This window comes from Leptospira wolbachii serovar Codice str. CDC (genome assembly GCF_000332515.2).
GTDB lineage: Bacteria > Spirochaetota > Leptospiria > Leptospirales > Leptospiraceae > Leptospira_A > Leptospira_A wolbachii.
The window spans coordinates 504,583-529,746 of record NZ_AOGZ02000014.1; the positions used below are offsets into that span (position 1 = coordinate 504,583).

General features: G+C 40.8%; 22 protein-coding genes. 3 read left to right on the forward strand and 19 right to left on the reverse strand.

All coding sequences use genetic code 11. The features are described 5' to 3' along the window. Positions 1-2: 2 nt before the first annotated feature. The 4 genes from LEP1GSC195_RS07970 to LEP1GSC195_RS07985 all read right to left on the reverse strand — a co-directional run bounded on the left by LEP1GSC195_RS07970 (position 3) and on the right by LEP1GSC195_RS07985 (position 5,647). Positions 3-1,328, reverse strand: coding sequence for a TolC family protein (locus LEP1GSC195_RS07970; protein WP_015680665.1), 1,326 nt, complete (start codon positions 1,326-1,328; stop codon positions 3-5). Then, complete coding sequence (locus tag LEP1GSC195_RS07975; protein ID WP_015681317.1) at positions 1,325-1,948, reverse strand: inorganic pyrophosphatase; 624 nt, start codon at positions 1,946-1,948, stop codon at positions 1,325-1,327. Before LEP1GSC195_RS07975 ends, LEP1GSC195_RS07970 begins: the two co-directional genes overlap by 4 nt. Further along, the gene (locus tag LEP1GSC195_RS07980) at positions 1,949-5,245 is read right to left on the reverse strand and encodes an efflux RND transporter permease subunit (RefSeq protein WP_015681184.1); all 3,297 of its coding nucleotides are present in this window, start codon (positions 5,243-5,245) and stop codon (positions 1,949-1,951) included. A gap of 75 nt (positions 5,246-5,320) precedes the next feature. Beyond that, positions 5,321-5,647 carry a hypothetical protein gene (locus LEP1GSC195_RS07985; protein WP_002981287.1) on the reverse strand — a complete coding sequence of 109 codons (327 nt, stop codon included), beginning with the start codon at positions 5,645-5,647 and terminating at the stop codon, positions 5,321-5,323. A 151-nt stretch (positions 5,648-5,798) separates the two neighbouring features. Here LEP1GSC195_RS07985 and LEP1GSC195_RS07990 point away from each other — a divergent pair, with 151 nt between their 5' ends. Further along, positions 5,799-6,119, forward strand: a complete 321-nt coding sequence (locus tag LEP1GSC195_RS07990) for a bactofilin family protein (protein WP_002973855.1) — start codon at positions 5,799-5,801, stop codon at positions 6,117-6,119. Further along, positions 6,107-8,059 (forward strand): single-stranded-DNA-specific exonuclease RecJ, encoded by a 1,953-nt coding sequence (recJ, locus tag LEP1GSC195_RS07995; RefSeq protein WP_015681505.1) that lies wholly within the window; start codon positions 6,107-6,109, stop codon positions 8,057-8,059. Before LEP1GSC195_RS07990 ends, recJ begins: the two co-directional genes overlap by 13 nt. On the opposite strand, the gene LEP1GSC195_RS08000 is transcribed toward recJ, so the two are convergent. From LEP1GSC195_RS08000 to LEP1GSC195_RS08060, 12 genes are all read right to left on the reverse strand, one after another. Continuing rightward, entirely contained in the window at positions 8,056-8,589 is a 534-nt protein-coding gene (locus LEP1GSC195_RS08000; protein WP_015681997.1) for a cupin domain-containing protein, read from the reverse strand. The genes recJ and LEP1GSC195_RS08000 overlap by 4 nt on opposite strands. 93 nt (positions 8,590-8,682) lie before the next feature. Next, positions 8,683-10,125, reverse strand: coding sequence for an NADH-quinone oxidoreductase subunit N (locus LEP1GSC195_RS08005; protein WP_015682402.1), 1,443 nt, complete (start codon positions 10,123-10,125; stop codon positions 8,683-8,685). A 3-nt stretch (positions 10,126-10,128) separates the two neighbouring features. After that, positions 10,129-13,797, reverse strand: coding sequence for an NADH-quinone oxidoreductase subunit L (nuoL, locus tag LEP1GSC195_RS20275; RefSeq protein ID WP_015681890.1), 3,669 nt, complete (start codon positions 13,795-13,797; stop codon positions 10,129-10,131). 4 nt (positions 13,798-13,801) lie between these two features. After that, positions 13,802-14,122, reverse strand: a complete 321-nt coding sequence (gene nuoK / locus LEP1GSC195_RS08020; RefSeq protein WP_015681100.1) for an NADH-quinone oxidoreductase subunit NuoK — start codon at positions 14,120-14,122, stop codon at positions 13,802-13,804. Then, on the reverse strand, positions 14,119-14,736 hold the full coding sequence (locus LEP1GSC195_RS08025) for an NADH-quinone oxidoreductase subunit J family protein (RefSeq protein WP_015680528.1): 618 nt from the start codon (positions 14,734-14,736) through the stop codon (positions 14,119-14,121). The genes nuoK and LEP1GSC195_RS08025 overlap by 4 nt, the downstream gene beginning before the upstream one ends. After that, positions 14,715-15,785: an NADH-quinone oxidoreductase subunit NuoH gene (gene nuoH / locus LEP1GSC195_RS08030; RefSeq protein ID WP_015680518.1), complete on the reverse strand. Its 1,071-nt coding sequence runs from the start codon at positions 15,783-15,785 to the stop codon at positions 14,715-14,717. Before nuoH ends, LEP1GSC195_RS08025 begins: the two co-directional genes overlap by 22 nt. Positions 15,786-15,801: 16 nt before the next feature. After that, positions 15,802-17,073, reverse strand: a complete 1,272-nt coding sequence (nuoF, locus tag LEP1GSC195_RS08035; protein ID WP_015682202.1) for an NADH-quinone oxidoreductase subunit NuoF — start codon at positions 17,071-17,073, stop codon at positions 15,802-15,804. Between the two features lies 1 nt (position 17,074). Further along, complete coding sequence (locus tag LEP1GSC195_RS08040; RefSeq protein ID WP_015682141.1) at positions 17,075-17,563, reverse strand: NADH-quinone oxidoreductase subunit NuoE family protein; 489 nt, start codon at positions 17,561-17,563, stop codon at positions 17,075-17,077. Further along, a complete protein-coding gene (locus LEP1GSC195_RS08045; protein ID WP_198012773.1) occupies positions 17,563-18,783 on the reverse strand; it encodes an NADH-quinone oxidoreductase subunit D in 1,221 nt (406 codons plus the stop codon). Before LEP1GSC195_RS08045 ends, LEP1GSC195_RS08040 begins: the two co-directional genes overlap by 1 nt. 16 nt (positions 18,784-18,799) lie before the next feature. Then, positions 18,800-19,321, reverse strand: coding sequence for an NADH-quinone oxidoreductase subunit C (locus LEP1GSC195_RS08050; protein ID WP_015682265.1), 522 nt, complete (start codon positions 19,319-19,321; stop codon positions 18,800-18,802). Next, positions 19,318-19,878, reverse strand: a complete 561-nt coding sequence (locus LEP1GSC195_RS08055) for an NADH-quinone oxidoreductase subunit B (RefSeq protein ID WP_002981516.1) — start codon at positions 19,876-19,878, stop codon at positions 19,318-19,320. Before LEP1GSC195_RS08055 ends, LEP1GSC195_RS08050 begins: the two co-directional genes overlap by 4 nt. Beyond that, positions 19,869-20,246, reverse strand: a complete 378-nt coding sequence (locus LEP1GSC195_RS08060) for an NADH-quinone oxidoreductase subunit A (protein ID WP_002981657.1) — start codon at positions 20,244-20,246, stop codon at positions 19,869-19,871. Before LEP1GSC195_RS08060 ends, LEP1GSC195_RS08055 begins: the two co-directional genes overlap by 10 nt. Positions 20,247-20,647: 401 nt before the next feature. On the opposite strand from LEP1GSC195_RS08060, the gene LEP1GSC195_RS08065 reads away from it, so the two are divergent. After that, positions 20,648-23,038 (forward strand): SpoIIE family protein phosphatase, encoded by a 2,391-nt coding sequence (locus LEP1GSC195_RS08065; protein ID WP_015680715.1) that lies wholly within the window; start codon positions 20,648-20,650, stop codon positions 23,036-23,038. A 13-nt stretch (positions 23,039-23,051) separates the two neighbouring features. Here the strand turns inward: LEP1GSC195_RS08065 and LEP1GSC195_RS08070 are convergent, their stop codons facing one another. Genes LEP1GSC195_RS08070 through LEP1GSC195_RS08080 form a run of 3 tightly spaced genes read right to left on the reverse strand, consistent with a single transcriptional unit; the run spans position 23,052 to position 25,119 of the window. Then, positions 23,052-24,311 carry a replication-associated recombination protein A gene (locus tag LEP1GSC195_RS08070; RefSeq protein WP_015682596.1) on the reverse strand — a complete coding sequence of 420 codons (1,260 nt, stop codon included), beginning with the start codon at positions 24,309-24,311 and terminating at the stop codon, positions 23,052-23,054. Between the two features lies 1 nt (position 24,312). Further along, positions 24,313-24,534, reverse strand: a complete 222-nt coding sequence (locus tag LEP1GSC195_RS08075) for a hypothetical protein (RefSeq protein WP_015681939.1) — start codon at positions 24,532-24,534, stop codon at positions 24,313-24,315. Further along, positions 24,535-25,119 carry a YqaA family protein gene (locus tag LEP1GSC195_RS08080; RefSeq protein WP_015681309.1) on the reverse strand — a complete coding sequence of 195 codons (585 nt, stop codon included), beginning with the start codon at positions 25,117-25,119 and terminating at the stop codon, positions 24,535-24,537. It lies immediately after the preceding gene. Positions 25,120-25,164 lie beyond the last annotated feature (45 nt).

The following is a 25,164-nucleotide window of genomic DNA, read 5'->3' on the forward strand; positions in this document are numbered from 1 at the left end:
ATTTAAAACTCCGAGCTATCCATCTTTCCGATAGAAGCCTTGTATCCTTCCAATGCATTGTAATAGAGATAAATGATTTCATAATAACTCCGAAGGACACTGAGATAGTTTTTCTCAGCTTCCAAAAAGGTTACTAAATTGGATGCACCGCGAATGTAGGCAAGCCTCGACTTTTCTTGAACTTCTTTGTTCTTTTCAAGAAGTCCCATCTTTTGGTAATCCAATAATTGAGATTCACGAGCTTGTAACTCTTTGATCGCCGCAGAAATCTCTGACATGATTTCATTTCGTTTGGCATCTACATCGAATCCTAGTTTTTTATAAGACTCTTCTGATTTTAAAATTTCCCCTTGTTTTCGATCAAATAAAGGAAGAGGTGTTGCCGCATAAATACCCGTAACATTTTCATTTCCTTTGTTTAAAAACTCCACACCGAGTGTCAGAGGAGGAATGATTTCTCGTTTTTTTAGTTCGATATTCATTCGTTCTCTTTGTTGGCGAATTTTCAAAGCAACTAAGTCCGGCCTTTCTTCAATATCAAAATCGTTTAGGTCGATTCCAAATTCACGAGTGGATATAAATTCAAGCCTTCCTTTGATACTCAAAGGAGAATTCATATCAGAGATTCCAATAAGAATCCTCAAATTTTTCACCACTTGAGCCCGTAAAATCCGTGCGTTCCGATATTCCCGTTCAATTTGTACGCGTTCCAATGCTAAACGGTCATATTCCAAAAAGGAAATATCACCTTTTTCGGCTCTTAGTTTCGTAAGATCCAAAAGGTCTTGGTAGTTTTCCAAAAATTCTTTTTGGTAATTGATCTGCTCTGTTACGTAGAGATAAGTCCAAAAGTTCTGCCTGAGGCGCAAACGGAAAAGACGATCAAAGTCCCGGAAACTAGCAATAGTTCCCAAAAACTCTTGTTTGGCGACTTTTTCTCGTTGAGGAATCACCCCACTCATATCAAAGGGTTGATTATAGATAAAGGAAGTTTCCGGTCTACCTGTTGCCGCATTGGCAGAAGCTCCTATAAACTGCTGTTGCATGTTCATAATCGGGTTATAATACAAACTTGCAGTGATTACATCTCCCCTAGCCATACCGATATTTTGTTTTTCACGAAGGTAAAGAGGATTACTTGTAACAGCAAAATCCTCTAATTCATCCAAGTTCCATTTTTCTTTCGAATCTTGTGCCCTAGAATCTTCACCAAGGAAAAACAATTCTTCTTTAGAATGCAGTTCATACACTGCTTTTTCTTTCGAAAAAACGGGGACTGAACTGATCCCTAAAAGTATAAAAATCGAAAACTTCCTGACATATTTCATACAGTTACAAATTTCTTTATATAGTCTTCAATTCCAAACTGGATGACTTTGATTGCTTCGACCCGGTCATACACTTCTGTGATTTCAACGGTTCCTGTAGAAGGAGAGTTCGGATCCAGTTTGTAAGTTAAAAAGTAATGGTGGAGTTTATTGATAAGAGCTTTCGGAACCTCAGAAATATCTTTGATTTGACCGAACACTTCGTCCCCTTTAAGAACCGCGACTATTTTGTCATCCGCTTCCCCTTTATCGATCATTCGAAGTCCACCAATAGGAATCACTGTTAGAATCATATTTCCATGAGTGATGGGATTCACGCTGAGAACACAAATGTCGATAGGATCTCCATCACCAATGATGTCTGGTCTTCCGACTACATCCGAACAATGTTTTCCAGAAGCTTCCCCGGAAAAAGTTCTTGGAATAAATCCATACAGAGTCGGGGAACGGTTGCTATATTTTTGAGGTCTGTCTACACGAATGAATCCCGATGCTTTATCGATCTCATATTTTACTGTGTCTTGTGGAGTGAGTTCAATGAATACATCTAACTCATCGGGAGCTTTTGGTCCCAGTTCCAATCCATGCCAAGGGTGCGCTACGTAATAATTCGGTTTCATTTAAGACCTCTTTTTTTTAGATTTTTGATTTTGTTTGTTTGTTTTGGAATCATCTTCGTTATGAAAATCATGACGTTCTGTTTCTTCATGGTGTGAGTGACTATGAGAACTCTGGAATTCAGAGGCTTTGTATTTTCTCATCTCTTCTACAAAGTAATCATTCATTTTACGTTCCCTTTCCATTTGTCGGATCTCTTGTCTTTGTGCGAGTTTCACTAAAAACTCAAACGCAATTGGAAGAAGAAAACGAGATAGAATGGTCGCAACAAGAACCCCACCCATTACCACCGTTGCCAGTGGTCTTTGGACTTCGGCCCCTGCGCTAGAGGCAATGGCCATTGGTAAAAATCCAATGATGGCTACAAGTTCCGTTGTGGCTACTGCCCGGAGTGTATAAACCGCAGCCTCCACGACCGCAATGGAAGGATCTCTTGTGACTTTCAATTGGTCCTTTAAAGCCGAAGCATAGACCACTCCGTTTAACACAGATATACCGGCAGCGGCAATAAACCCAACCCCTGCAGGAATCGAAAAGGGAAGACCCCGAATCACAAGAGATAAAATTCCCCCAGAAAGTGACAATGGCACTAAGATAAAAACTCCCAATGCATAATAGACACTTCCAAAGGCAATAAAGAGCATCGCAAAAATAATGGCTCCCGCAATCGGGATCACAATGGCCAATCGGTTTTTCGCACGAGTGAAGTTTTCAAACTGCCCACCCCAATCCACATAATACCCTTGGGGAAGACCTGATTCAATCGACTGGGTGGCGGCTTGCACATCATTCACAAATCCAATCATATCTCGCCCACGAACGTTTACTTCCACGAGAATCCTACGTTTCAGACCTTCGTGATACAAAGCGGCCGGCCCTTCTGTCATCATAATGTCTGTTACTTGTCCAAGTGGAACCGTTCCCCCTAAGTCAGTCATGACGGGAACGTTTTCAATGACCCCAATATCGGTCACATCGGCATCCAAACGAACAATGAGATCAAATCGTTTGTAACCTTCGTAAACTTTTCCAGCATTGGCACCCACACGGAGAGTTTCAATAGTGGTGAGCACTTCTTCAGCCCGAACCCCATAACGAGCCATATTTCCCCGATTCATTTTGATCTCAAGTAAAGGAAGACCGAGGAGTTTCTGGACCCGTAGATCGGCAGCTCCTTGGATTTTTTTGATTTTGGAAGCATAATTATCAGCAATGGACTTTAATGATTTTAAATCATCACCGTAAATTTTAATTACGATATCGGCTTTGGAACCGGATAACAGGGCATTGACGCGGTTCTCAATAGGTTGCGACAAACTGATGTAAGACGATGGAACATTTTTGTTCACAGAGTTTTTCATCACTTCCATAAGCTCCTCTCGGTCTTTTGCCGAAACCCATTCTTTGCGGGGTTTAAGTTTGACCATCATCTCGCCCTCTTCTGAACCAATGGGTTCTGCGGCGGACTCTCCCCGGCCTTGTTTGGAAACAACACTCACTGCCTCAGGGAATTTTAAAATTACCTTTTCCATCTCCAAGTTTAAGTCACGCGAATGATTGATAGCAGTGGAAGGAAGGCGTTTGATATCAATGGCAATCTCCCCTTCATCGATCCTTGGTAAAAATTCCGATCCGAGTGTGGAAGCAAGAGCAAAGGACAACAACACAACACCAATTCCCGCATAAGTAAACTGGCGTTTAAATTTCATCCCATAGGTGAGAACTTCCGCATATTTCAATTGGAACTTATGCCAAAAAGCAGATTCATGTAAAATCGGCTTTTTGTAAATATACGACATGAGGGCCGGAAATGTGGTAATGGAATATAGAAGTGCCGCACCTAACGCAAAAGCTACGGTGATCGCCATCGGACGGAACATTCTTCCTTCCACACCTTCCAGAGTCATCAGTGGTAAATATACGAGTAAAATAATTCCCACACTAAAAGCAGAAGCCCTTACCACTTTGATACAAGACTCCATGATAACTTCTTCCATCCCATCTTCCATGTCCTGGGCCGATGTCTTCGACAGGAGAAAACTTTTACGAAGTAAAAATCCATGCAGGGTAGATTCCAACATCACAATGGAACCATCCACAAGAAGACCAAAGTCAAGAGCTCCTAGTGACATCAAGTTTCCCACAATCCCAAACGCATTCATAAGAATGGTGGCAACCATCATGGAAACGGGAATCGCTAACGCGACAGCAAAGGCTCCCTTCACCGTTCCTAATGTCAAAATCAAACAAACGAGTACAATGATGGCCGCTTCAACTAAGTTCGTAAATACAGTAGAAAGAGTTCGGCCAATGAATTCAGACCGATCATAATACACTTGGATTTTCATCCCTGGTGGAAGTCGGGCTTCAATTTCTTTCATCTTCTCTTTCACTCGGCTCACCACTTGAAGGGAGTTACTGCCGAGTAACATCATGGCAGTCCCACTGACTACTTCACGTTTGCCATTCATGGTGCTGAGTCCAAAACGAAGGGCCGGTCCCGTCTCTACTCTTGCAATTTGACCGAGAGTGAGTGGAATTCCATCTCTTGAGGTACGAACAGAAAGTCTTGAGATATCATCGATGGACTTAAATTGGCTTTCGCCCCGAATCACAAACTGTTCTTCCCCTTTTTGGATGTAGCCACCACCCAGGTTGACGTTGGCACCTTCCAGAGCTTCTGTGATATGAGAAAGTGTCAGATTATGAGATAACAAACGTTTGGGGTCAATTTTGATTTGAAACTGTTTGGCATCCCCTCCCACAACATTCACATCAATGATTCCCTTAACCGAACGGAGTTGTCTTGCGACCTCCCATTCCATAACGGTTCGGAGTTCTTCGGGAGTATGGCTTTCGGAAACCAAAGTGAATTCATAAATATCGCCAAGACCAGTGGCGATTGGTGAAAGTTCCGGTCTTCCGTAAGATTTGGGAATAAAGCTCTCTGCTTGTTTTAACCTTTCGTTTACAAGTTGCCTTGCAAAATAGATATCTGTTCCATCTTCAAAGATAACAGTAACAGAACTTACTCCCGTTCTTGAGATCGAACGAATTTCGGTAACCTTAGGCATCCCGTTAAACTCAAGTTCGATGGGATAAGTGATAAATTGTTCCACTTCCAGTGGTGAAAGACCAGGGACAGAAGTCACAGCTGACACCTGGACGTTGGTTACATCCGGAATGGCATCAATAGAAAGATGAAGCGCATTATAAAAACCAACAATGGTAAGTACTGCTGTCAAAACGAGAACTGTGGCTCGTTTGTGAATGGAAAACTGAATGATTTTTTCTAACATAATTCCTATTTCAAATTAAACACATTGCAGAGGCCAAACTTGGGCTCTACTACTAGACTAATCTACATGCAACGATTAAGCCAAAAAAGGAGGTGGGAGGTAAAGAAAGTGAAATAAGATAGGAATTTCAGTAAAAAAGACAGGTTCTGTGGAAATGGTTGACCAACGCAGGACAGAAATCTTCACAAGGGACTGTTCCCTGCGAGAAGGAACCAATTTTAAAACTTGGTTGGATTCTTTTGAGGAAGTAAGCACACGAGTCGTTTCTTCCAACTCGTAGGATTGGTATTGAAAATCCAAATCTTCGAGAGGAGAAACAAACCGGTCATCGACCAGATTCAGATTGATGAAAACCGCTAAAAGTAGGATGAACCCTGACTTCCAGAAGCGTCTAATTTTCACTATTTTTTCTACTCTTGAGACCCAGGTTCAAGAATTGAAGTGGAGACACAAGAGAAAACACTAGAAAATATGAACTTTTTTCCATTTCCTTTTCGTTACAAATGCGATAGAGTTGCCAAAACTCAAGGATCACACAAGACTATCCCTACCGATGAAAGACGAATCTATAGACACCATTATTAGCGACGACATCACGTTTCGCGGAACCCTTTCCTTCAACCAAACTTTAAAAATCAAAGGGCAATTCAAAGGCACAATCACATCCCAAGGAAAACTCATCATCGATGAAACTGGTGATGTAGAAGCCGACGTAGAAGTAGGAAGCCTAGTGGTTCACGGAAACCTCAAAGGAAACGTAGACGCTAAAGAGAAAGTGGAACTTAAAAAAAATGGTAAGGTCGTTGGTGATATCAAAACACCGGGACTCGAAGTAGAATTCGGTTCCAAAATTATTGGCAATTGCATCATGTAACAAAGGTTCACTTCGGACCACTGCTGGCCGAAGTACGAACCAAAGTTGATTCCAAAAGGCCCTTATTACGTTACTTAGTTGATAAACGAGAGGGCCTGCGTAATATCCATCCCAAGGAACTTATCAGTTCCGACTTTTCTTGTCTTCATTCTCCTTTTTCTCTCCCCGATCTCTTAGATGCCGTGGAACTTATTCTAAAGTTTGCAAAAGATGAAAAAAAAATCCTTTTGTATGGAGACCGTGATTCGGATGGAGTGAGCTCCACTTGCCTTCTTGCTTTCTTTTTAAAATCTCATCCAGAGTTTGCTAATATCAACTTAGAAGTTATGGTCTCTTCCGAAAGTGATCCTTATGGACTTTGTAAGGAAGCTTTGGTTAAAATCAAAAAAGCAAAACCAGACCTACTTGTCACTTTAGATTTTGGTTCGAGCCAAGCGGATGAAATTGAAGAACTTACAAAAACTGGGATTCGAGTCATAGTTCTTGACCATCACGAAGTGCCTGTACGAATCCCAACTAACTGTGCCTTGGTGAACCCAAGAAGAACCGATTCTGTGTATCCAGAAAAAAAAATCTGTACAGCAGTTTTATCGTTCAAACTGGTTTCAGCGATTCTTTTTCGATTGAGTGATGAGTTCAATAAGACCTATACAAAAACAACAACTCATCCAGACAGTGGTCATAAAGAAACTTTCTATTTCCAAAATGGTTTGATCATTCCCAAAGAATCTACTGAAAACAAAGATTTCGAAGAGAATTCCCTTCTCCCTTATCCAGAAGATTTTGTCACCCCCATCCCCGTGGATGAAGAAAGAAAACTCTTCTACTATCAATGTACGAAGATTCCTGATTTTTTTTCCGGACTAGAGGAAGAAACAGATCTTGCTGGGATTGGAACCATCACTGATATGATGCCCCTCACGGGAGAGAACCGCCATTTTGTCAAATTGGCACTCAACTCACTCACCAAACTATATGTAGGTGATAAAAAAAGAAAAGGCCTGTCGGAACTTTTAAAAGAACTAAAACTCAATCCGCATGGAATCACTACTAAAGATTTAGGTTGGTCGATTGGCCCTGTTCTCAATTCCGCTGGAAGAATGGGTAAAACAGAAGAAGCCGTCTCCTTACTTCTCTCCGAGACGACCCAAGATGCTAAAACAAAAGCCAAACAGTTATTATCCATCAATGAAGAACGAAAAGAAAGAACCAAGCGGAACATGGACCGAGTGGAAAGGTATTTTGCACGTAAACCCGAACGAACCACCAATGAAATTGTATTTTGTTACGAACCAGATATGGAACCTGGTGTCAGTGGAATTGTGGCTACAAGAATGGTGGACACGTATAAAAAACCCGCAATCTTTTTAGCACCTGACAATGGTGATGCGAGAGGAAGTATTCGTTCCTACGGGTCAGAGAATGTTCTGGAACTTTTAGAATCTTTATCCACTCATTTTTTGCATTTCGGAGGTCATCCGGAAGCTGGTGGATTTTCTATCCAACTCGACAAAATCCCCGCATTCGAATCCGCTTTGTATACAACCGCCAAAGAGTGGTTATCTAAGGACAAAGAAAGATCCACCGTCCATTCGATTGACACAGACTTTACTGTCCTCGCAGAAGAAATGGGAGAAAGGCTTCTAAAAGAATGGAAGGACCTAGAACCCTTTGGACAAGGGAATCCCGATATCAAACTTGCGATTCGCAATGCAAAAGCCATCCACCTAACACCTCTCAGTGCGGGAAAACATGTTCGGTTTCATTTGATTGGAAGTGGATCTCTAAAGTATATGATTTGGAATAAGGGAGAAGAATTCCAAAAATTCATGTCGGAACATGGAAGTTTTGATCTTGTGGGCAGTTTGGAAGAGAACTTCTACCAAGGAAGAACCACCCTCCAATTCATTGTAGAGTGGTTTGGAATTGCGTTGGATTAAACGTTAATCAATACTTTAGATTCATCTACATACACAGGAGTCCATCCTGAATTGTCTTTGAAATAACGAACTGCTTTGATCCGTAAATTTTTATCCAATGTAAACCAGTGGTTGGTATTGGCTGGGATAGAAAGGAAATCTCCCTTACCCACATGAACTTCAAATCTTTCCCCATCAATGATAAAGCCAAAAATACCACTCCCATCAATGATATAACGCACTTCTTCATCCGTATGGATATGGAGTTTATCAAATTTAGCTAACATGTCTTGGATTCCAGGCACTTCATCATGAAGGACCACAAGGTCATTGGCTTTGTAGTTATGTTCTTTTTTTAGCTGGTCAAAGCGGTATTCCAGTCCAGAAAGGACCTCGTTTTTTTCGGCATCATTTAAGCCCTTTTGACCCAGGATTAAATCCAAAGCTTCTGGTGTTTTATAGAATTCATACACAAGTCCCTTGGAAACAAGGAACGCCTTGATCGCATCTGCATCTTGGAGAGTTTCTGTCTTTCTTTGAATGGTTGCCATACGAAATTACCTACCTATGGACAACCCTCTAGATCCCAGAAAATGGATCAATCCGTTTTTCGCTATCCTGGAACTATTTCTGCTATAGCAGATTTACAGAAGGGCCCCTGGCTGGAAGAAGAGCCAACCCGCCGCAAAAAACACACTGAGTAAAAATACTAGAAATCCCAAGGTCGGCATCGCAGGAAGATCTCGAACCCCCGCAACCGATCCTGTTTCTTGTTTCATATAAGATTGGATGGTGATCTTCATGTAATAATAGAATGCCACGCAGGAGTTTGCCACAGCCCCAAAGAGAAGGATCCGGTTGAATAACAAATCCGATTCTGCAATCTTTTGCAAAAGGAAAAGTTTGGTCCAAAATCCAATTAGGGGTGGAAAACCAGCAAAGGATAAAAAGATAATAGAAAGGGAAAGTGCAGTTAATGGATGTTCGCCGCTTAAATGAGCAATTCCATTGACAGTCACTTCATGTTTTCCTTGTTCTAAATAAGAAATGATGGCAAAGGCAGCCAAATTCAAAAGGGAATAGGAAAAGAGATAATACAAAGCCTCAAGGCCTGCCCCACAAGTAATTCCAGCCACAATATAACCTGCGTGTGAAATTGACGAATAAGCTAACATTCGTTTGAGATTATCTTGCTTTAGGGCTACAATGTTTCCCCAAGTCATGGAAACAAGAGCAATCACTCCCATCAGGTATTTCCATGAATTCCCAATCTCACCCACAGGGATATGATTGAATAATACAATAAAAAGTCCAAGAGCTGATGCTTTCCCCGCACTAGCCATAAAGCCAGTGATCGGTGTCTGAGCACCTTCATAAACATCAGGTGTCCAGGAGTGGAAAGGAACAAGGGCAGCCTTAAAAGAAACTCCCACGAGAAAGAGTCCAAATCCTAATTTAGAAAAATTGGATTCATACCCTTTTAAAAAAAGACCCCTAAGGGCACCGTCCAAGTTTGTGGTCCCTGATCCACCATACAAAAAAGCAATCCCAAGTAACATAAACCCAGAACTAAAGGTTCCGAGCAAAAAGTATTTCATCGCACTCTCTAAGGAAGAAACAGAAGTTCTCGCCATTCCAATCATCACATAAAGGGAAAGGGATAAAATTTCTAAACCCACAAAGATAACAATAAAATCATATCCTGAAGTTAAAAACATCATCCCAGACAAACAAAACAGTACGAGAGGAAAGAACTCAGGGAATAAGGTTTTATGTTGCGCTAAAAAAGGAGGGGCAATGAGAAGAGTGATAAGTCCCGCAATCAAATAAATCCCACTGAGCCAAACAGTCAAAGGACTAATGGAAATTTGTGACCCGAAGAATTTGCCATAACCTGGAGAGTTAGTGGTATGATACAAAGCATACATGGCTCCAAGAATTCCTAAAACAGAAAGAACCCATAAAGGTTTGGAGTCTTCTTCTTTAGGGATGAGGAATTGAACCACAAGAGAGAGTAAGGCCACCCCACAAAGAATGAGCATGGGTGAGATAGCAATTAGGTCATTGGAAGAAGGAGTATATGACATGGGTTAGTTTCCTATTGTCTCTTTCGGTGTTGGTTCCAATTCAAAATCAGACTCAATGGATTTTTCCAAATTGTCTAAGTTTTCATTCAAATTTGGTGGATTTGTTTTTAAGGAAACAAATGTAGGAAGTGCATATTTCGATTGGAAAGATCCCAACCTTTCTTCAAACGAAAGTGGCTCTTTTCCCAAACTAGAATAATCGGAAAACTGCCGGCTTGTAGTTCCGCCAAGAAAATCTTTTTGTATGTCTTTTCTTTCTGCTATGGATTGGATCGAAGCCGAATTCAAATATACATTCGATGAGGATTGTAAAATATCTAAGAAAGGTTTTGGGTAGATTCCAATCCAAAAGATAAAGAGAACCAGTGGAGATAGAATCCCTACTTCGCGAAAACTTAAATCTTTATATGGTCTTGCTTGAATGGTTTTACTCACTCCAAAGAGGAATCGTTTGACAAACCAAAGAAGGTAGAGGGCACCAAGAACCACTCCTGTAGCGGCAATTCCACCTAACCATACATTGGATTTGATGGCCCCCATAAGGATGAGAAACTCACCCACAAATCCGTTGGTTCCGGGAAGGCCCACAGAAGACAATATAGCAATCAGAAAGAAAGTGGAAAAGACGGGCATTTGTTTGGCAAGTCCACCAAACTCAGCAATGTTTCTTGTATGGGCTCTTTCATAGACCATACCAATCATAAGAAAGATCATACCAGTGGAAACACCATGAGATACCATTTGTAACATTCCACCCACAACCCCTTCGTTCGTGAAAGAGAAGAGTCCCAATATACAAAAACCTAAATGAGACAAGGAACTATAAGCAATGATTCGTTTGATATCCGTTTGGACTAGAGCAGCCATCGAACCGTAAACAATACCAATCACAGCAAGAATTTGTATCCAATTTTGTGATAACAAACTTGGTTCTGGGAAAAAAGGAATACAAAACCGAATGAAACCATAAGCTCCAATCTTAAGTAAAACTCCAGCTAAGTCCACAGAACCCACAGTAGGTGCTTGGGTGTGAACATCAGGCATCCATGTATGAAATGGAAAAAGAGGAATTTTGATAGCAAAGGCTAGAAAAAAACTAAAAAACAAAAACCATTGCAACGGTTCCGAATACATTCCGAGACTCGCTGTTGCCAAAGATTCAATAGAGGTTTTTCCCGTTTTGAAGTAAAGGGTGAGTATACCACCTAACATAAACAAGGAGCCGGCCATAGAGAATAAAAAGTATTTGAGGGCAGCTTTGGTTCTCTCTTCCCCGCCCCAAATTCCAATCATAAGAACCATAGGTAATACCATAAGTTCCCAGAACACATAGTAAAGAACCAAGTTACCCGCAGCAAAAACCCCAAGGACCGCAGTTTCTAAAACGAGCAGACAAATGTGAAACTCTTTGATTTTTTTTGGAATATTGGACCAAGAGGCAATACTCGAAAGAAAAAACATAAAGGCAGTGAGGGCAAAAAGGAGAAGAGAAATTCCATCAAGGCCCACATGGTAGTCGACACTGAGTTTGCCAGATAAAATCCAATCCGGAATCCAGTGGACAAATTGTAATCCTGATTGCGAGGAATCAAAAAAGAAAAAAAGACCCACAGAAAGAATTGTTGTGAATGCAGAAGAAAGAGCAGAAATCACAACCACAGTCCCTACTCGTTTTTGAAATACTATGAGTAAAGAGGAAACGATTGGTAAAAAGATAATGATGGAAAGAATTTGTTCCGGCACCTTACACCCCCTCGTTAACAGATACACTAAAATACAAAATGTACCAATGACTACATACAAAGCATAATCTCCAATAAAACCTGACTGGAGCCGACGAAGGCCGTTGGCAATGATTCCAAAACTTCCCCCGATGCTTAAAAAAAATCGATCGATCACTTTGATATCCACAAAAAAAGCCACTCCCCGGGAAAGAAAAAGAAAGGGACGAACAAAAACAAAATCATAGATTTCATCGATATAGTATTTATGAAATAGTATCTTTCGAAATCCTGTATGTTCTTCTGAAACTTGCGTTCCTTTTCTTTGGTAAAGAAAATATGCGAGGACAAGACCCACAGTTCCAATCGCCACAGAAAAACCAGCAAGAGAAAGTTCTACTTCATGAACTAGAGATTTGTGTTCGGCGAGACTTCCTTGTAGTGAAGCTAACTCATAACCTTTGCTTAATACAGGTGCAAAAAATCTTTCTAAAGTATCAATATGTAAAAAGAAATGAGGTGTTTGTAAAAACCCGGCAACCACCGCACCAACTGCCAAAACAACCAGAGGTAAAGTCATAGTCCATGGAGATTCATGAACTTTATGGTGCGGATCAGTGTTGTCTTTTCCAAAGAAAACAACGAATACAAGTCGGAACATATAAAACGAAGTAAAAAAGGCCGCAACGATTCCCATAGTCCAAAGGATGGACCCATAAGCTCCATAAGTGTAAGCTTTTTCTAAAATCAAATCTTTGGAGAAAAAACCAGAGAAGGGAAAAAATCCTGCAATGGCTAAAGTCCCGAGTAAAAAAGTAAAGGAAGTGATTTTGATTTTACCAAAGAGCCCTCCCATCTGTTTGATATTTTGTTCATGATGGAGAGCATGAATTACAGAACCGGCACCAAGAAATAACAAAGCTTTAAAAAAGGCGTGAGTCATTAGGTGGAAAAGCCCTGCCACATAACTCATACTTCCCATTGCAAGAAACATAAAACCAAGCTGTGAAACCGTAGAGTATGCCAGAATTTTTTTGATATCGTTTTGTAAGGTACCAATGGTTGCCGCAAAAAGCGCTGTCACGGCACCAATGATGGCGATAAAAAGCGAAGTTTCTGGTGCGAGTAAAAATACAAAATTGAGTCTTGCAATAAGAAAGATACCCGCAGTCACCATAGTGGCTGCATGGATTAGGGCTGATACAGGAGTCGGACCTGCCATGGCATCGGGAAGCCATACATAAAGTGGGATCTGAGCTGATTTTCCCATAGCAGCAATAAAGAAAAACAAAGCCACAATATTGGCGTAACCTGCAAACTCACTCATCTCACTTAAGTTAGTTTGTAATTCTAAGTATTGTAAACTTCCCCCAATCCAAAAAAGAAATCCAGTTCCTAAAATAAAACCCACATCTCCAATTCGGTTCAGAATGAAAGCCTTCATCCCAGCTTCTGCTGCCGAACTTTTGTCATAGTCAAAGCCAATGAGTAAATAAGAACTAAGCCCCACCCCTTCCCAACCAAGGAAAGTAAGCACTAAGTTATCACTTAACACCAAGTTTAGCATACAGAAAATAAATAGATTCAAATAGGCAAAGAATCGGTTGTATCCTAAATTCCCTTTCATATATCCCATAGAATATAGGTGGATGAGAGAGCCAATCCCTGTGATGATAAGAGTCATATAAAGAGAAAGTTGGTCGATTTGGTATCCAAAGGAAGATTTAAAATTTCCAACCACAATCCAATCAAAAACAGGAACCAAATGGGGAGCCGTTCGTTCCATAGGACGAAATTCGTTAAACGCGCCTAAGGTGATAAGAAAAGGAATGAACACAGCTAAGGTTCCAATCGCACCGGCAAACCGATGAGGAATCCGATCCTTTAATAGACCATTATGTAAAAAACCAAGGAGAGGGAGAAGAACAACTAACGGAAATAAATCTAACATAGGATTACCATCTCATCGATTGGAGTTCATCCACATTGGTGGATTTTTTATGCCGAAAAATGGCAATTACAAGGGCAAGTCCAACCGCTGCCTCTGCCGCTGCAATTGCCATCACAAAGAAAACAATCGTCTCACCAGAAATATGGGAAAGAGCTTTGGAAAATGTAACAAAAACTAAATTCACTGAATTTAGAATCAGTTCCACAGACATAAAAATAATCACAATGTTTCTGCGGATGAGGACACCTAGGACTCCAATGGAAAACAAAATTCCAGCAAGTCCAAGAATGTAGGAAATAGGAATGCCGTTTACGATTTGGTTCATAGGACTGTATCCTTAGTTTGTTCTACTTCTGTTAATCGCTTTTTGGCAAGGATCACCGCGCCAAGAACGGCCACAAGTAGAAGGATTGATATCATTTCAAAGGGAAGTATATAATCTAAATAAGTGGAGGCACCAACTGTTGCCACATTCCCTTTCACATTGACTGTACCCGTTCCTTGGATAGGATAAGAATACTCAGTGAGTGCATATCCTTTCCCCATTTGGTCCGAATGAGGGACACCTGTAGTGAGAGCCGAATACAATAAAAAGAAAAAACCAAAAACGAAAACAGAAAGTAAAACCAATCGAATGGGATACTCTCTATATCGGGAAAGGGTTTCTGTTCTTTGAGAAAGTAACATCAAAACAAAAACAATCAAAACCATAATGGCACCGGCATACACTAACACCTGCATTGTGGCTATAAAAAGGGCTCCCATAATCCCGTAAATCCCTGCGAGGGCGAAGAAGGTAAACACAAGAGAAACCGCAGAAACCACCGGATTTTTTTGGAAAATGACACTAAGAGCCGTAATTACAATGATAGTTCCAAAAAAGATAAATAATAAAAAGGAAGGAGAAGATTCTAGGTTCATATAAATAATTTCATCCATCCTTCTTTCCAATATACAGTGTAAATCGCTGCAAACATAACAGCAAAGAGCCCCCAAGGAATCATCTTCTTCCAACCAAGTTTCATGAGCTGGTCATAACGAAAACGAGGAAGGGTCCAACGAACCCAGATAAACAAAAAGGCAAAAAAGAGAACTTTTAAAATAAAAAACCCAAGGCCAATAAATGCTTGGTAGTGAGAACCTGCTCCCAATTGAAACGGAACATTGTATCCGCCAAAAAAGAGTAAGGTGGTGAGACATGACATGGTGATCATATTCATATACTCAGCCAAAAAGAAGAGTGCGAATTTAAAGGCACCGTATTCGGTATGAAAACCCACAACAAGTTCTGATTCCGCTTCCGCCAAGTCAAAAGGGAGACGGTTGGTTTCAGCAAACATAGCAGTTACATAAATAAAAAAAGCAACAAACCCAGGTGGAGATAAAATGTTCCACATATCCTTTTGGGAATCACTAATATCTGTTAACTTCAAAGACCCAGTCATAATGACAATCACAACGATGGAAAGTCCCATAGGAAGTTCGTAACTAATCATCTGCGCCGTGGAACGAACACCACCTAACAAAGAGTATTTATTGTTACTAGACCAACCCGCAATCATAATTCCATATACGGATAGAGAAGAAATGGCAAGCATATACAAAACCCCAGAATCGGGATTGGCAATTTGTAAATCTATTGTAGTCACACCAGTTAGGGCCGCCAACCATTCTGGTGCAGGAAGTGTTCCCCCGAAAGGAATTACGGCCCAAGCCATAATCGCACAGGTCATCGAGATTGTAGGTGCTAAAAGATACATTCCCTTCGATACATTTTTGGGAAAAATTTCTTCTTTGGCGATGAACTTAATTCCGTCAGCAAGAGGTTGGAAAAGACCAAAAATGCCGGCACGGTTTGGACCGGGACGGTCCTGAATGAATCCAGCAAACTTCCGTTCGGCGAGTGTATAATAAGCTACACCAGTTAGGATTATAAAAAATAATGAGAGGATTTTAATTCCCCAAGCAAGTAATAGAGCCCAGTCCATAATGTTTCGATGACCTTTAGTGAGAGATGCTCACTTCCTTTTTCAATCGAGCCGAGAACTCTCCTTTAAACTTTGTCATGGTAGGACGAACAGCCATCACACAAGCATCCGCTAACGGACAAATGGTGGTTCCCCCTTCCATATTTCTGGACAAAGAAAAAATGAGTTCTACATCTTTTTCTGTTCCCTCTCCATTTTTTATTTTATGAAGAAGGTCTTTTACCCAATGTGTTCCTTCACGACAAGGTGTACATTGGCCACAAGATTCATGAGAATAGAATTCTGCCAATCGGTATGTGGTTTCCACAAGATCAGCAACCTCAGAAAGAATGATAACAGCACCAGAACCTAACATCGATTTAAGTGAGGCAATCGATTCATAATCCATAGTTGCAGTCATTGCTTCTTCTGCTGTGAGAATGGGAGAAGAACTTCCTCCAGGAATCACAGCTTTTAGAGTTTTATCGTTTTTGATTCCACCACAGATGTCATAAATGAGTTCCTTCATCGGAGTTCCCATTTCGACTTCATAAATCCCCGGTTTTTTCACGTGCCCACTGACAGCAAACAACCTGGTTCCGGGAGATTTTTCTGTTCCAATCTTTTTGTATTCTTCACCCGTCATACGAATGATATGTGGGACATTACAAAAAGTTTCGACGTTGTTTACAACCGTGGGGCATGCATAAAGACCAGAAACCGCCGGGAATGGTGGTTTTAAACGAGGGTGGCCCCTCCTTCCCTCAAGGGAATTGATGAGTGCTGATTCTTCACCGCAAATATAAGCACCGGCACCGGAGTAAACCGCCAAATCAAAGTCATATCCAAGGCCCATAATATTTTTACCAAGAAGGCCCGCTTTGTATGCTTCTTCTACGGCTTCTTCCACTACTCGAATTCCTTTATGAAATTCGCCGCGAATGTAAATATAACCTTGGTGGGAATCAATCGCCTTGGCAGCAATGACCATACCTTCGACAAGCATATGAGGAAGTTTTTCAAGGAGGAGTCGGTCTTTGAATGTTCCCGGTTCTCCCTCATCCCCATTACAAATTAAATACTTAGGTTTGTCTGTTTTGGGAATGAATCCCCATTTGTTTCCCGTAGGAAAACCAGCACCACCACGACCACGAAGCCCAGAGTTCTTCACATCGTTTACGATTTGTTCGGCGGTCATCTCAGAGAGGGCTTTTTTTTGGCTTTCATACCCCCCAACAGAACGGTAATGGTTTAAGGTATGGGAATCAGGGGCACCAATATGAGTTGTGAGTAGGTTCTTTAGTCCCATCTTATACCTGCTTGTCCAATTCAGAGAGGATGTTTTCTATGATCTCTGGAGTAAGGTTTTCATAATATTTATCGTTGATTTGTGCCACAGGACCAAACTCACAAGCACCGAGACACTGCACTTCATCCACAGTGAATTTTTTGTCTTTTGTGGTTTCGCCGGCTTCAATTCCCAATTTAGAACATACATGTTCCGTGATGGAATCAGATCCCGAGAGATAACAAGAAATGTTTCCACAAATTTGGATATGGAACTTACCTACGGGTTTTTTATTGTACATGGTGTAAAAGGTAGCTACCCCATGCACTTGTGCGAGAGAAACGGGTGCGCCAATACGTTCGGCAATGTAGGACATTCCTTCCTGGTCCACAAAACCCTTGTCAGCTTGTAACAAAAAAAGACATGGTAGAATTAACGAACGTTTACTTGGGAACTGCGGGATCAACCTTTGGAATCTTTTTTCGGAATCTTGTGAAAATTGATAAGCCATTAACAATCTAACTCCCCTGCAATGACATTGAGTGAAGACATAGTGGCAATTGTATCAGCAAGTAACCCACCTTTGACTAGTTCAGGAAATGCCTGGTAATACCAAAAACAAGGGCGTCTTACATGGACTCGCCAAGGAGATTTTTCTCCTTCCGATACCACATAGAATCCGAGTTCTCCATTGGCGGCTTCCGTCGACATATAGTATTCCCCGGGAGGAACCTTCACGCCATGCATAATGATTTTGAAATGGTAAATGAGTTCTTCCATATTATGGTATACTCTGTCCTTCGGGGGGAGGAAGGTGTGCGGAACATCAGCATGGTATGGACCTTCAGGAATTCCATCTATCAGTTGTTCGATGATGCGCATGGACTGGCGCATCTCTTCCATACGGACAAGAGTTCGGTCTAAGGCCGAGCCGTCCCCACCAACGGGAATATCAAAATCCACTTTGTCATAAAACATATAAGGATCGTCTTTTCGAACGTCCCAAGGAACTCCTGCTGCCCGAAGGTTCGGACCAGAAAATCCGTAAGCAATGGCTCTTTCAGCAGACAGCCCACCGATCCCTGCGGTTCTTTCATTAAATATTTTATTGCGAATGAGAAGTTGTTCAAATTCATCCAATGCAGGTTTTAGACCTTTGATGATGGTTTTGATTTCTGTTTGGAATTCAGGGTAGATGTCCCTCTCCATTCCACCAACTCGGCAAAACGTTGTAGTCAACCGAGCGCCTGTTAGTTTTTCTAAAATTTGGTAAATATTTTCTCTATGATGGAATAAATGTAAAAGACCAGAAAAGGCCCCAAGATCCACACCCATAATTCCGTTACAAATAATATGGTCCATGATCCTAGAGAGTTCCGAAATGATCATACGCACATATGTCACACGGTCAGGAACTTGGATCTGCATCATCTTTTCGACTGTAAGAATCCATCCAATATTATTCAGTGGAGTGGATACATAGTTCATACGATCCGTACAAACTAAGAATTGGTTATAATCGTATCGTTCACCTAGTTTTTCAAAACAACGATGGACATAACCAATTACCGATTCTGTGTCAACAACACGTTCTCCATCAATTTGGATTACGTTTTGTAAAATTCCATGTGTGGCAGGATGGCTTGGCCCGAGGTTGACAAGAAGATGGCCTTCGGGTAAGTCTTTAAATTTTTTACCAAAGTGTTCGGCTGTTTTTTCGTACATTACCATAATGATTCCCTACCGCCTAACCGGCAATATCCTCGCTCACATGAATGGTGAGTAAGTCTTCGATAAGATAATCTTGGCCGGGGCCTTCTAATGGATAATCCTTACGAAGTGGATGGCCGATAAAGTTGTCCGGCATAATCAGACGTTCCATTTGCGGATGACTAGAGAAGGGAATTCCCATTAGGTCATATACTTCCCTTTCTGGCCAATTGGCTGCAGGAAAAATACCCGCTAAACTCGGCACCTCTTCCCCTTCGCCCACGGGAACTCGGAGTTGCAAACGAAAGTGTTTGTTTTTCGGAGAACGAAGTAGATAAATCATTTCGAATCTTGGTTCTCGTTTTCCAAGCCAATCCACAGAAGTTAGGTCATTCAAATAAGTGAAGGCAAACTCGGGATGATCCTTTAACGTTTGTACCACGGTGGGAAGTGCTTCTTTTTGTATGCTAAAATAGAGTAAATTGGTGTTTATGTCCCTTTGCGGGAGTAATACATCAGAAAACCGTGAGTTTATGTATTCAGTAATTGTTTCTTTCATGCGACTACGAGAGGTTTGTTGCGTTCGTTGATTTCTTCGATTTTTCTCATCACTTCTTGGCGTCTTGCTTCCAATCCTTGGCCTTGCACTTTCTTTTGCAATTTGACAAGGGCATCAAGAAGAGCTTCCGGTCTTGGCGGACAACCAGGAACATATACATCCACGGGAAGAATACGGTCCACACCCTGTAACACACCGTAGGTGTGAAACATTCCCCCAGAAGAGGCACAAGCACCAACAGAGATAACAAATTTTGGTTCCGCCAACTGATCGTATATTTGGCGTAATACGGGAGCCATTTTATAAGTAATGGTTCCGAGTACCAAAATCATATCTGCTTGGCGTGGGGAAAAAGAAGGACGTTCTGCTCCGAAACGAGCGATATCATAATCAGCACAAGCTGTACTCATGTATTCGATTCCACAACAAGCAGTGGCAAAAGGGTATGGCCATAAAGAAAAACTTTGTCCCCACTGAACTACATTGTCGAGTGTTGCGACTTGAAACATATCGCCAAACATCTCTCCAGGTTTGGATAGTGTTTCTGTTAATCCCATTCCAGTGCTCCCTTTTTCCATATATAGTATAGACCGACAACGAGTATGAGTAAAAAGAAAAACATTTCTACAAGGAAGAAGGTTCCAAGCCCTGCTTCTTTGAAACTGATTAAGTTCACAGCCCAAGGATATAAAAATACGGCTTCAATATCGAAGAGGATGAAAAGGACAGCAACAAGGTAGAACTTAATGTTGAAGAGTCCTCGGGCATCACCATAATAAGTTACGCCACACTCAAATGTGTCTTGAGGTTTCGATTTTTTCTTCGGGTTGATGAGGAAGGCAAGGGTCAAGATCAGAGCAGAGAAACCGACTCCGAGCAAAAGTTGTAGAAGGATTGGTGCGAAACTATCTGGAGCAGAACCCATTCCTTGAATGATCTCATCCTTATTTTGAATTGTCAAGGCGAGATTATTTTCAGACCATTTTTATCATTCAAGGCTCAGAAAAACATTAGATTTGAGAATGGCTCTCAAGGAAAAACCGATCCGTCGCTACTTTGCTCTCCACCTCCCTGACCAAGAATCACGTCGGGAAAATGATCAGGGTTAGGAATGGAAACTGGAAGTAAAAGGAAAAGTAACCACAGAAGGCAACCCACTATCCACGAGGAGAGCGAGTATTTTCTTACCGCTACCGACTTTTCATTAGAATCTTTGCCATTTACACAAGCAGATATACGCTATAGCGAACTATTCATCTGCAATAGTGAATTTGACCTTGCCTCGATCCCAAGGAACTCCTTTCCTATTCAGAAAGGAGTGAGGCCATGTTTACAGAAACTAGACCCAGTTACAACCCCTACGAAATTTCCAGAGAGTCCCATGAGATTTTAGATTCTCTCTCTTCTGTCATTTTATCTCCCGCTTCTGGCGATTTTTTCCAAACCCGGGTGTTAAGGCTTGCCCATGTCTTCCACCTATCAACTGTTTGGATAGCAGAGTGGAAAAAAGAAACCTCCCAATTTCAAACTATGGCTTTGGTTCATTTGGGGGAACTCTCTGCACCCAAATCTTATAATGGCAAAATTGCTCCTTGTTCTGAAGTCATCGAATCAAAGTCTTTTTTCCATACCTTAAGCCTGGAAGATCGGTATCCAGGTTTCGAATCAGTTTTATCTGTCAAAGGAGGTCATTATCTAGGGTATCCTTTGAAATCTAGATCGGGAGAAATCATTGGAGTCATCGCCATTCTCAATCGAAAACAAATCCCACATCTCGACCGAGTGATTCGAATTTTAGAATTACTCTCTGTAAGAACGGCGCAGGAATTGGAGAGACGAAAATCTGATACATATATTTCTCATGCTATCGAATCTGTATATGCACTCAGTCATTCCCTAAAAGAAATTCACAGGTTAACAACTTCCCATTTCGAATCCATTGAAGATTTATTTTCAGGTTATCTCAAAACTGGATTACAGTTATTCCATTTTCCTGTGGGGATCATAAGCCAGGTCAAACAAGACAAATACAAAATTTTAAAAGTTGAAGGAGATACAAAAGGACTGGAACAGGGAGATAGTTTTCGAGTGGTTGATACATTTTTTTCGAAAGCAAATCAAACTAGGAAAACAGTTTTCTATGAAGATATTTTTTCTTCGGAAGAAAACCTACAAAAAACTCCGTTTTTTAAAGAGTTAGGATTCGTAAAATCCATCGAAGTTCCTATTCTCATTGATGGTAAAGTGGAAGGATCCATCGGATTTTTCTCTGAAGAAGTGGGAGGAATCCCGATTGAAAATCATTTTATAGAAGTGATTGAGGTGATGAGCCGAAGTATCGCTTATGAAATTGAAAAGAGAGAAGCGGCTGAAGAACTCAAAAAAATCAAACTCCACCAAGATGGAGATTATTATTTAACTTCTCTACTTGTGAAACCTTTGGGGGGAACAACAATCGAAAGTACAAATGTTAAAATTGAGTTTTTAACCAAACAAAAGAAGGAATTTTCGTTCCAAGGGAAACAGGGAGAAATTGGTGGAGATCTTTCTGTAGCTCATACGATCCTCTTACGAGGAAAAAAACACACTGTCTTTATCAATGCAGATGCTATGGGTAAATCTCTCCAAGGTGCTGCTGGAGCTTTGGTACTCGGAGCTGTATTTCGCTCTATTATAGAAAGGACAAAAAACAGAGAAGAATACCAAACCAGATATCCCGAACAGTGGTTACGTGAAGTATTTGATGAACTAAACAAAACATTCGAAAGTTTTGATTATACCATGCTTGTGTCACTAATTCTTGGTTTGGTAGAAGATAAGTCGGGTTTATTGTATTTCGTAAATGCAGAACACCCGCATATAATTTTATATAGGGATGGAATTGCCAGTTTTATCAAAACTAAATACAGTTATCTTAAAATTGGTGCCACCCTTCCCCAAGAACGATTTGCGATTAATATTTTTCAATTACAAAAAGGAGATGTTCTCTTTGGTGGATCAGATGGAAAAGATGATATCTTAGTTCATGGTGCTTGCAGCGGAGAACATTTTCTCAATACAGATGAAAAGTTATTTTTAGAGCATGTAAGAAGGAGAGAAGGAGATCTTTCGGGAATTGTTCGCTCCATCCAACAAACAGGTGACCTTACGGACGATTTGTCCCTTTTTCGATTGGAATTTAGTCCGGAGACAGAGAACCACGAAATAAACATTCTAAACCAAGAAGGTTTAGAACAAATCACCAAATTCAAACAAGAAATTCGAAAAGGAAACTTAATAGCAGCACAAACTCTTTTAGAAAGTGCTTATGAACTGAATGACCGTAACTTAGAAGTTTTACAAAGTTTGGTAAAATTTAGAATTGCAAATAAGGAGTATGAACAAGCCATAAAATATGGGGAAGAGTATTTATCTTTAAAAGCAGATAGCAATCATATACTGTTATCCTTATCCTTTGCGTATCAAAAGTTAGGGAAAATAAACAAGGCAATTGAATATTCAGAAAGACTCATCCTTCGAGAACCGCAAAATCTAAAAAATACAACTCATTTGGCTGTATTGTATGGTAAAAAGGGAGAGTTCGAAAAGGCGAAGGAATTTTTAGACTTTGCCATCGAATCCACAACAGACAAAATCCAATTGGAAAAATTAGAAAAGTATCTGGCGCGGATTGAACATGTTCATGCCAAACAAAAAAGAAAACTTCTATTGGAATAATGTTGCGACGGTTTTACTTCTTTTCGCCCCAGAGTTTTCGCAACTGGTCTTTTAGATTCTTCTCCATTCCTTGGTTTGTTGGTTCATAAAACTGAGGGGGATTTGGATAAAAAGAATCAGGAAAGTATTTTTCCCGAACAAAATGTTCAGGATAGTCATGCGGGTACTGGTAATCTTTACCTGCCCCTTCTTTTTTATGAGTGGCAGTAGGTGCATTTCGCAAATGGTTTGGAATTTGGAATTCTCTTTTCCTTTCTCTGACAAGTTGTAGTGCCTTGTCAATCGCCAAATAACTAGCATTAGATTTTGGAGCCGATGCAAGAAAAGTTGTACATTGCCCCAAAGGGATCCTTCCTTCTGGCATCCCCACTCTTTCCACTGCCTGCCAAGTGGCAATAGCGAGAGGAAGGGCATGGACACTAGCATTCCCCACATCTTCACTCGCAAAAATCACAAGCCTTCTCGCTATAAAAAGTGGGTCTTCTCCCCCTTCGATCATCAGCGCCAAATAAAATAGTGCGGCATCAGGATCACTTCCTCGAAGGGATTTGATAAAGGCAGAGATAATATCATAATGGCTTTCACTATTTTTGTCATAAAAAATAACATTTTCACCCAAAATTTCAGCTAACTTTGATTCGGTGATCTTGTCAGTTTCTTCCGTAGCATTTAAGATACGTTCCAAATACCCCAGAAGTTTTCTCGCATCCCCAGAACTTCTACGGAAAAGTTCTTTTTTTAAATCTTCTGGGAAAGTTCGTTTGTGATTTAGTTTGGTTAAGCAGGATTCAAAAATAAAGTTTTCGTCTGCCTCGGAGAGAGAGGTGAGCCGATACACAAGCATTCGGGAAAGAAGAGCTTTATTCACACGAAAACTAGGGTTTTCTGTGGTCGCCGCAATTAAAATAATTTCCCCTTCTTCTACTGCAGACAGAAGTGCATCTTGTTGTGAGGAAGAGAAACGATGGATCTCATCTAAAAACAAAACAATAGTTCCTCGGCGTTTGGCTTCCTCTAAAACCTCTCTCACTTCTTTCAAACCACTGGTCACACAACTCAAATACCGTTTTTCCAAACTCCAAGTTTGTGTGAGCAGGTGTGCCAAAGTAGTTTTGCCAGAGCCTGGTGGGCCGTAGAACAGAATAGAGGTGGGTTTAGGGATGGATTTGAGAGATTGAACCACTTGGGTTTGGCCCACAAACTCGGACCAATTTTTGGGTCGCACTGCATGGGCTAAGGGAACTTGTTTGTTTTGAGAAAAGAGAGAATCCAATTTAACTATTTTCCAGTTCTTTTTTCACGGCCATATAACAATTGTATATGGTTTCATTACAAACATCACAACCAGAATTGCAACAGATTAAAGACCTCTCCGACACCTTGCCATCCACCAAATTTCTGACAAAGGCAGCAGTACGATCCGGCAAAAAGAAAAACCTGACCTTCTCTAAAATAACTTCATCGACAGACTTTGGAAACAAACGTTCTTCTGACATCTATCCTCCGGTGATCCATCCTAGATACATAGCGTAAAAATAAACGGTGACACGAACAAAACGAAAGAGGGAACCAAACAAAAATAGCGAATAACGCATCTTAAATGTTCCCACAGTATAGGCCATCCAAGAATACGGAATTGGTGTAAGAGCACTTAAAACCACAGCCCCAAAACCGTATTTGCGAAGATAAGGAAGGAGTTTGTCTTCATAGTGCAAAACCATCTGCCTTCCCAAATGAAATTTTGGGATGAGATACAATCCGATAAAATAAGCAAGAGTTCCCCCAAGAATACTTCCGAAGGACATAGAAAGGATGGTGAAAAGTGGATCCATCTCCCCTGTGATTGCTAACATAAGAAAGGCGTCGGGTGGAACAAAAGCAGGGAGGCTGTCCGAAAGGATCATTCCGAAAAAAAGTCCCCAATATCCAAAAATTCGGACAAAGTGTTCACTAAACCCAAGAAGTTCTGTGCGAAAAAAAAATGCTAATCCGAATACAATCACAAGAACAATAACAATCGAAAGAATGGTTTGAAAGATTAGGTTACGAAGGTTGATGGAAGTTTCTTTTTCTTTTGTCATATTTTTTTATCTTAATGTCCGTTAGTTTTACTTATCTAAGAAATA